This is a genomic window from Rhodococcus sp. NPDC054953, assembly GCF_053609225.1.
This window is the reverse complement of sequence record NZ_JBSGXD010000044.1, coordinates 1-6,710: the sequence shown is the minus strand read 5'-3', so window position 1 is coordinate 6,710 and position 6,710 is coordinate 1. Positions and strand designations below refer to the sequence as shown.

8 protein-coding genes are annotated in these 6,710 nt (G+C 70.0%); 3 read left to right on the top strand and 5 right to left on the bottom strand.

The window, feature by feature from the left end:
* Positions 1–48 precede the first annotated feature (48 nt).
* From ACWF62_RS20145 to ACWF62_RS20135, 3 genes are all read right to left on the bottom strand, one after another.
* Positions 49–534: an SRPBCC family protein gene (locus ACWF62_RS20145; RefSeq protein ID WP_378509324.1), complete on the bottom strand. Its 486-nt coding sequence runs from the start codon at positions 532–534 to the stop codon at positions 49–51.
* 3 nt (positions 535–537) lie between these two features.
* Positions 538–891 carry an ArsR/SmtB family transcription factor gene (locus ACWF62_RS20140; RefSeq protein WP_378509323.1) on the bottom strand — a complete coding sequence of 118 codons (354 nt, stop codon included), beginning with the start codon at positions 889–891 and terminating at the stop codon, positions 538–540.
* A 90-nt stretch (positions 892–981) separates the two neighbouring features.
* Positions 982–2,589: an acyl-CoA synthetase gene (locus ACWF62_RS20135; protein WP_378571513.1), complete on the bottom strand. Its 1,608-nt coding sequence runs from the start codon at positions 2,587–2,589 to the stop codon at positions 982–984.
* A gap of 132 nt (positions 2,590–2,721) precedes the next feature.
* Between ACWF62_RS20135 and ACWF62_RS20130 the strand changes: the two genes are divergently transcribed.
* From ACWF62_RS20130 to ACWF62_RS20120, 3 genes are all read left to right on the top strand, one after another.
* A complete protein-coding gene (locus ACWF62_RS20130; RefSeq protein ID WP_378571515.1) occupies positions 2,722–3,492 on the top strand; it encodes an MBL fold metallo-hydrolase in 771 nt (256 codons plus the stop codon).
* A gap of 73 nt (positions 3,493–3,565) precedes the next feature.
* Positions 3,566–3,997, top strand: a complete 432-nt coding sequence (locus ACWF62_RS20125; RefSeq protein ID WP_378571517.1) for a nuclear transport factor 2 family protein — start codon at positions 3,566–3,568, stop codon at positions 3,995–3,997.
* A 77-nt stretch (positions 3,998–4,074) separates the two neighbouring features.
* A complete protein-coding gene (locus ACWF62_RS20120; RefSeq protein ID WP_378571519.1) occupies positions 4,075–4,920 on the top strand; it encodes a mycofactocin-coupled SDR family oxidoreductase in 846 nt (281 codons plus the stop codon).
* A 3-nt stretch (positions 4,921–4,923) separates the two neighbouring features.
* On the opposite strand, the gene ACWF62_RS20115 is transcribed toward ACWF62_RS20120, so the two are convergent.
* Positions 4,924–6,162 carry a DUF6578 domain-containing protein gene (locus tag ACWF62_RS20115; RefSeq protein ID WP_452631175.1) on the bottom strand — a complete coding sequence of 413 codons (1,239 nt, stop codon included), beginning with the start codon at positions 6,160–6,162 and terminating at the stop codon, positions 4,924–4,926.
* Positions 6,163–6,263: 101 nt separating this feature from the next.
* Positions 6,264–6,569 carry a WhiB family transcriptional regulator gene (locus tag ACWF62_RS20110; protein ID WP_378509317.1) on the bottom strand — a complete coding sequence of 102 codons (306 nt, stop codon included), beginning with the start codon at positions 6,567–6,569 and terminating at the stop codon, positions 6,264–6,266.
* Between the last annotated feature and the right edge of the window lie 141 nt (positions 6,570–6,710).

Genomic DNA, 6,710 nt, shown 5'->3' with positions numbered 1-6,710 from the left:
TCCCCTCCCCCCCCCTCTTCTCCTTCCCCCCCCCCCCCCGGTGGGCGGTCAGGACGCGATCAGCTCGTCGATCTGGTTGATCGCCGAGGACGCCCCCTCGACGACCCCCATGTCGAGAACCTGCTGCAGCGCGTCGGCGGTCGGGTAGGTGCTGACGTAGGTGGCGCGGGTGCCGCCGTCGTGCTCGGTGAACGCGTAGACGCTCGTCGACACCGGCAGCGCGGTGTTGGGAGTGAAGTCCTCGTTCGCGAAGCCGTCCTCGAAGGAGAATCGGTTCGGCTCGTCGACGTCGATGACCTGCCAGTACCCGGCGAACTTCTCGCCCTCCGGGCCGGTCATGAAGTAGGTCACCCGGCCGCCAGGGGCGAGGTCGTGGTCCACGACCGTCGCCGGGAAGGTCGGCGGACCCCACACCTTCTCCAGCTGGCGCGGGTCCGCGTAGATCTGCCAGATCCGCGCCACCGGAGCGGGGAAGTCGGCGATGATGGTCAGCGTCCGGTTGTCGAGATCGTGCTGGACGTTGGTCACAGGCATGGCTCAGTCCTCCATGATCGAGTCGGTTGCAATGAGTTCGTCGATGCGGGCGATGCGGCCCCGCCACACCTGCTCCAGCTCGGTGAGCATGGATGCCACCGACCGCACCGCCGTCACGTCGCCGCTGGCCAACTGCTCGCGACCACTGCGTCGCTTGGTCAGCAGGCCGGCCCTTTCCAGCACCGCGACGTGCTTCTGTACTGCCGCGAAGCTCATTTCGTACTTCGCGGCGAGCCCGGAGACCGAGTGCTCACCCGCCAGCACGCGGCGCAGGATGTCGCGCCGGGTCCGGTCGGCGAGCGCGTGGAACAGGGCGTCGGCCCGGTCCTCGTCATCTCCGTTCACGAGAACAAACATACAACCAACTGGTTGTACATTTCAAGGGGGGCGACCCCCAGACAGCACGACACCGCGACCGGCAAGCCGATCGCGGTGTCGAACCGGGTGCTACGACGCCGCCGTCTCCGTCGCCCACCGGTAGTCCGCCTTGCCCGCGGGGGTGCGCTTCACCTCGTCGACCACCACGATCGACCGCGGAACCTTGTACCCGGCCAACGTCTTCCGGCAATGCTCCTGCACCACCTCGAGGGTCAGCTCGGGCGCGTCGGGATAGGTCGCGATCACGGCGGCAACCTGCTGCCCCATCCGCGGGTCGGGCACCGGCACGACGAGTGCATCGGAGATCGACGGGTGCGCGTGCAGCGCCGCCTCCACCTCCTCGGCGAAGACCTTCTCGCCGCCGGTGTTGATGCACTGCGAGCCGCGGCCGAGGAACACGATCGTGCCGTCCGCCTCCACCCGGCCCATGTCGCCGAGCACCGACAGTCGGGTGCCGTCGGACCGGGTCGGGAACGTCCGGGCCGTCTTCTCCTCATCCTTGTAGTAGCCGAGGGGAACGTTCCCGATCCGGGCGATGTAGCCGATCTCATCGGAGCCGGGCTCGATCTCGTTGAGCCGCTCGTCGACGAGCACCTTGCTCGGCGACGGCGGCATCCGCAGGGTGCCCGCCTCGTCGATCGTGAACGCCCCGTCATTGCCCGACTCGGAGGCGCCGAAGTTGTCGCGCAGCAGCAGATCCGGCTTCACCGCGAGCATCCGGTCGCGGACGGCGGTGGACCAGATCGCACCCCCCGAGGTGATCGAGAACAGCGAGCTATAGTCGACCTCCCCCTGCCTGCGCTCCAACTCGTCGACGAGCGGCAGCCCCATGCCGTCGCCGACGATCAGGATCACCTGCACCCGGTCCTTCTCGATGGACTCGACGACGGCCTTCGGCTCGAAGTCCCGCCGGAGCACCACCCTGGCACCGAGGGTGAAGAAGGTGAACAGCGAGTACAGGGCGGCACCGTGCATCAGCGGCGCCGCGATCAGGAACGCGAGCTCCGGGAACTCCTTTGCCGCCGCGGCGACCTCGGCGAGGTCCTGCCGCGGTTCGTCGCCGTACGGGTTGCCCCCGGAGAGCGGCTTGCGGAAGAAGTCGTCCTGCCGCCACATCACACCCTTCGGGTAGCCGGTGGTCCCGCCGGTGTAGAGCAGATACAGGTCGTCGCCGGAGCGGGTCGGGAAGTCCGCGGCGGGCGACTGCTCACGCGCGTCGGCGAACGCCACCACCGACACCCCCCGCTCCTGGGCGGCGTCACGCAGTTCGTCGACGGTCTCCCCGACGACGAACACGGTCCGGACCAGCGGGCACGACCCGAGCAGCGCGGCGAGGGTGCGCTGATGCTCCGGGAGTTCGACGATCACCGCTGCGGAATCGGAGTTGGTGAAGATGTACTCCAATTCGGCGGGCGTGTAGCGGTAGTTGACGTTGATCGGCACCGCCCGAATCTTGATCAGCCCGAGGATGCTGGTGACGTGCTCGACGCTGTTCTTCAGGAACAGTGCCACGTGCTCGCCCGCCGCGATGCCCGACTGCGCCAGATGATGGGCGGTCCGGTTGGCCTCGGCGTCGAGCTGCCCGTAGGTGAGCTCCACGTCTTCGTAGGTCAACGCGACCCGATCCGGAACCGCGGAGGCAACCGTCTCGACCACGTCCGCGAGGTTGAACTTCATGATTCGTCCCTTTCCCAACAGCAAATACGTCGAGCCCGATGACCGGAACCTAACGTCCCCGCGCGACTCCCGAAGCAAAACGAACCATTTGATGTCCGGATCCGGCGCGGCCGTGCCGCACAATGGTCGTCCGTGAGCACAGTGGACGAGGTGGCCCCCGATGTCTTCCGCGTAGCCGGAACCGCCGTCAACGCGGTGATCCTGCGGGACGGCGCCGCGCTGACCCTGATCGACGGCGGCTACCCGCGGGACGTCGACACCATCGAACGCGCCGTCCGCTCCCTCGGCCGCCGCCCCGAGGACATCGAGGCGATGCTGCTCACCCACGCGCACATCGATCACATGGGTGCGCTCGCCGCGTTCCACGACCGCTTCGGCATCCCGGTGTACACGGATCCGACCGAGGTGGCGCACGCGCGCCGCGACTACCTGGAGCAGGCCACCGCAACGGACTTCATCCCGATGCTGCACCGGCCGGGGGTGTTGCCGTGGCTGCTGCGCATCGCCAGGGCTGGCGCGACGCGGAAGGTGGTCCTCGGCGGCGCCCGCCCGTTCCGGACCGACGGCGCCCGCCCCTTCCGGACCGACGGGCAGCTCGACCTGCCCGGCGCCCCGGTCCCGGTCGCGACGCACGGCCACACATCCGGGCACACCGCGTTTCATCTGCCGCAGCACCGCGTCGTCATCACCGGCGACGCCCTGGTCACGGCGCACCCGCTGTCCACCGCTGTGGGGCCGCAACTGCTTCCGCCGGTCTTCGACCACGGCGGGCCGGACACCCTCGCCGCGCTCGACCACCTCGCCGCGCTCAACGCCGACGTCATCCTCCCCGGGCACGGCCCGGCACTGTCCCTGCCGATCGCCGACGCCGTCGCCGAAGTTCGCGAGCAGGAACGCCGCTGACCCACTCCCCGGCCGTCCCGCCGGGTGGGATCGCCGGTGCCGCTCCGCGGCGGGCGCGGGCAGGGTGGCAGCGGTGAATGCAACCGAATCCGTGGTCGAAATCCAGTCCCTGCTCGCCCGGGTGGCGCACCTCGCCGACGACGGGACGGTCGAGGACTATCTGACACACTTCACCGCCGACGCGGTGTGGGAATCCGCGCCGAACCCGACCACCGGGATGCCCGCACAGAGCAGGACCGGCCGCGCGGAGATCGAGGAGGGGGTGCGGACCAGGCGCGCCTCCGGCATCCAGGGGCCGGGGTCCGCGACCCGGCACGTACTGACGACGATCGCGGTCGACCCCGGCGGGGACGACCCGGACGTTGCGACCTCGACGGCGTACTGGACGTTCTTCGTCGACACCACCACCGCCGCACGACTGTCCAGCGTCGGTCGATACGACGACACCCTCCGCCGGGTGGACGGCCGGTGGCGGCTCGCGCACCGCCGGATCACCATCGGGTAGCCCGCCGAAACCGCCGCAGCGACCCCCTCCCCGATGGAGGATGAAGTCGTTTCGCTTCATCCGAACTGAGGAGAACAATGGGCAAGCTCACCGGCCAGGTCGCGTTCATCACGGGCGCGGCCCGCGGCCAGGGACGCGCGCACGCGGTGGCGATGGCGGCGGAGGGCGCCGACATCATTGCCGTCGACCGCTGCGCACCCGTCACCACCGCGGGATACGGCATGGCCACCGAGGTGGACCTCGCCGAGACCGTCGCGCTGGTGGAGGCGACGGGCCGCGGCATCGTCGCGTCGGTCGCCGACACCCGGGACCTCGACGCGCTGCAGAAGGCCGTCGACGCGGGAGTCGAACGATTCGGCCGACTGGACATCGTCGTCGCCAACGCGGGCATCGCCGCGTCACCGAAGCTCTCGTGGGACCTCACCCCGGACGAGTTCCGCGAGATGATGGACATCAACGTCACCGGCGTCTGGCAGACCACCAAGGTCGCTGTCCCGCACCTCCTTGCTGGCAATCGGGGCGGTTCGATCGTGTTGATCAGCTCGATGGCCGGGCTCCGCGGTGTGCCGGGCATCGTGCACTACTCGGCGGCGAAGCATGCCGTCCGGGGACTGGCGAAGTCGCTGGCAAACGAGTTGGCGTGGGCGAACATTCGGGTCAACTCGGTGCATCCGGGCAATGTCCGGACCACAATGATTGACAACGAGCCGATGGTGCGCGGATTCCGCCCCGACCTTGAGAACCCGGTCCTCGAGGACACCGCGGGGGTGATGCAGAAGCTGAACCTGCTGCCGCAGCCGTGGCTGGAGGTCGAGGCGGTCGCCGACGCGGTCCTGTACCTGGTCGGCGACACCGGCCGCGGCATCACCGGCATCGCGCTGCCCGTCGACCTCGGCACGTCGGAGAAGTTCGGCGGCGGATAGGCGTCACATCCGATCCGGTCGGTTCTCGGTCGGCAGGGGAAGCGACATGATCGGCACCAGACCGACATTCGCGGGATCCTCGCGCGGGTCGGGTCGGCGCCAGTGCACGCAACCGCGGTCGGGTGCGGTGACGTCGACGGAACGTTCCGTGCCGTCCGGCGCCCGCGCGACGAGCGCACGGCCCGCGATCCAGCGGGTGCCGTCGTCGCCGCGGGCCTCGTTCCGTCGACCGGAGATCGCCGTCACCCGGGTCACGGTCTCCGGGACGTCGACCGGCCGGAGCCGCCGATCCCGGCCAAGAACCCGCACCGGGTGCGGGTCGGCGTCGACGCGAACCGTGCCGTGCCGACGGTCCCCGCACAGCATCGGCGTGGTCCGGCCGAGGAGGTAGAGGGAGCCGTCGTCCAGCACGCTCCGGCCGCCGACGGTGCTCACCCGCTCGACCGTCACCGCGGCGGTCCCGGTCCGGTCACAGCGGAACACGTCGTCGGCGGAGACGATCCAGCATCCGTCCGGGTCGGCGTGCACGGCCCGCGCCCAGCCCCACCGCTCCGACACCTCGATCGGCACCGGCAGCAAGTACTCGACGACTCGGTGCGGGTCGGCCGCCGTATCGACATGCAGCAGAATCGGATTGGATCTGTCCATCACCCACACGTCGATGCCCGAGACGGACACCGATCCCGGCACGAACGGCGTCCCGAGCGGCGGAACGTCGTCGAGGTCCAGGTCGACCAGCACCCCGGTCGGGACGAATCCGTCCGCGTCCGACTCCAGGGTCGACCAGAATTGGTGCGGGGTCGACTCGACCTCGGTCAACCGCTCGGAGCCGCCGACGGCGCGGACCCCGGTGTCGGTGCGTTCGAATCGCTTCCGCACCACCTGGATTCGGCGCACTGTGCCGCGGGTCGGCGGCGGATCGTCCTGCCCCTCGGGGAGGTCGAGGACGAACGCGGCGTCCAGGTCCACCCGGCGCGGCATCGGCCGTTCCGACCACCACCGCGCGGCCCAGCCGTCGCCCGACACCTCCAGCAGCCACCGCAGGCCGTCCCCGCCGTCCACCGGGCTGCGGCCGTACGCCGGGCGCACCGTTGCGCGGACGGGCCTCGTCCACGGCGGCGGGTCCGCGTCGGCGGCGAGGGCGAGGGACACCTCGATCACGTCACCGACCGCGGGCGGTGCCAGCGACCGATCGTCGAGAAGCCAGCCGGGAACGAAAACGGGCAATGCGTGACGTGCCATGTCGGCGACCATCATTCGACCCCGCGCACTAGGAGAACCAACGGACGACGCCGTTGGGTGCGGGGCTACCTTGTGTCACACCCTAGCCCATCGAGGGTGCCTCAGTGCGCCATGCGGGCCGCGGGGCGCCCGTCGCGGTAGCGTTCCGATTCCGACAGGCCACCCCAGATCCCGTACTGCTCACCGATGTTCAGCGCATGCTGCCGGCATTCCAGCAGGACCGGGCATTCCGCGCACAGCGCCTTGGCGGTACGGATCCGCCAGGCGCGGGTGGGGCCCCGCTCGCCCTCGGGGTGGAAGAAGGTGGCGCTGTCCATGCCGCGGCAGCGCGCCCGCAACTGCCAATCCCAGGCGTCGAGGGTCGCGGTGGGCAGGGTGCTCGTCGTCCCGAGTCGAGCCATTGCCATGGCCGCGCGTCCTTCCGTCGGGTCGTGGGGTGGGGTCGGCGGGGATGTCAGCCCAGGGCGCGCAGCCGCGGCGCCAGATCCCGCTCAAACAACTCCAAGAACCGCCGCTGATCATGCCCGGGCGCATGAAACACCAGATGG

Coding starts and splice junctions, on each gene's coding strand:
- ACWF62_RS20145 (WP_378509324.1), bottom strand. CDS start 534: ATGCCTGTGACCAACGTCCAGCACGATCTCGACAACCGGACGCTGACC.
- ACWF62_RS20115 (WP_452631175.1), bottom strand. CDS start 6,162: ATGGCACGTCACGCATTGCCCGTTTTCGTTCCCGGCTGGCTTCTCGAC.
- ACWF62_RS20120 (WP_378571519.1), top strand. CDS start 4,075: ATGGGCAAGCTCACCGGCCAGGTCGCGTTCATCACGGGCGCGGCCCGC.
- ACWF62_RS20140 (WP_378509323.1), bottom strand. CDS start 891: ATGTTTGTTCTCGTGAACGGAGATGACGAGGACCGGGCCGACGCCCTG.
- ACWF62_RS20135 (WP_378571513.1), bottom strand. CDS start 2,589: ATGAAGTTCAACCTCGCGGACGTGGTCGAGACGGTTGCCTCCGCGGTT.
- ACWF62_RS20110 (WP_378509317.1), bottom strand. CDS start 6,569: ATGGCAATGGCTCGACTCGGGACGACGAGCACCCTGCCCACCGCGACC.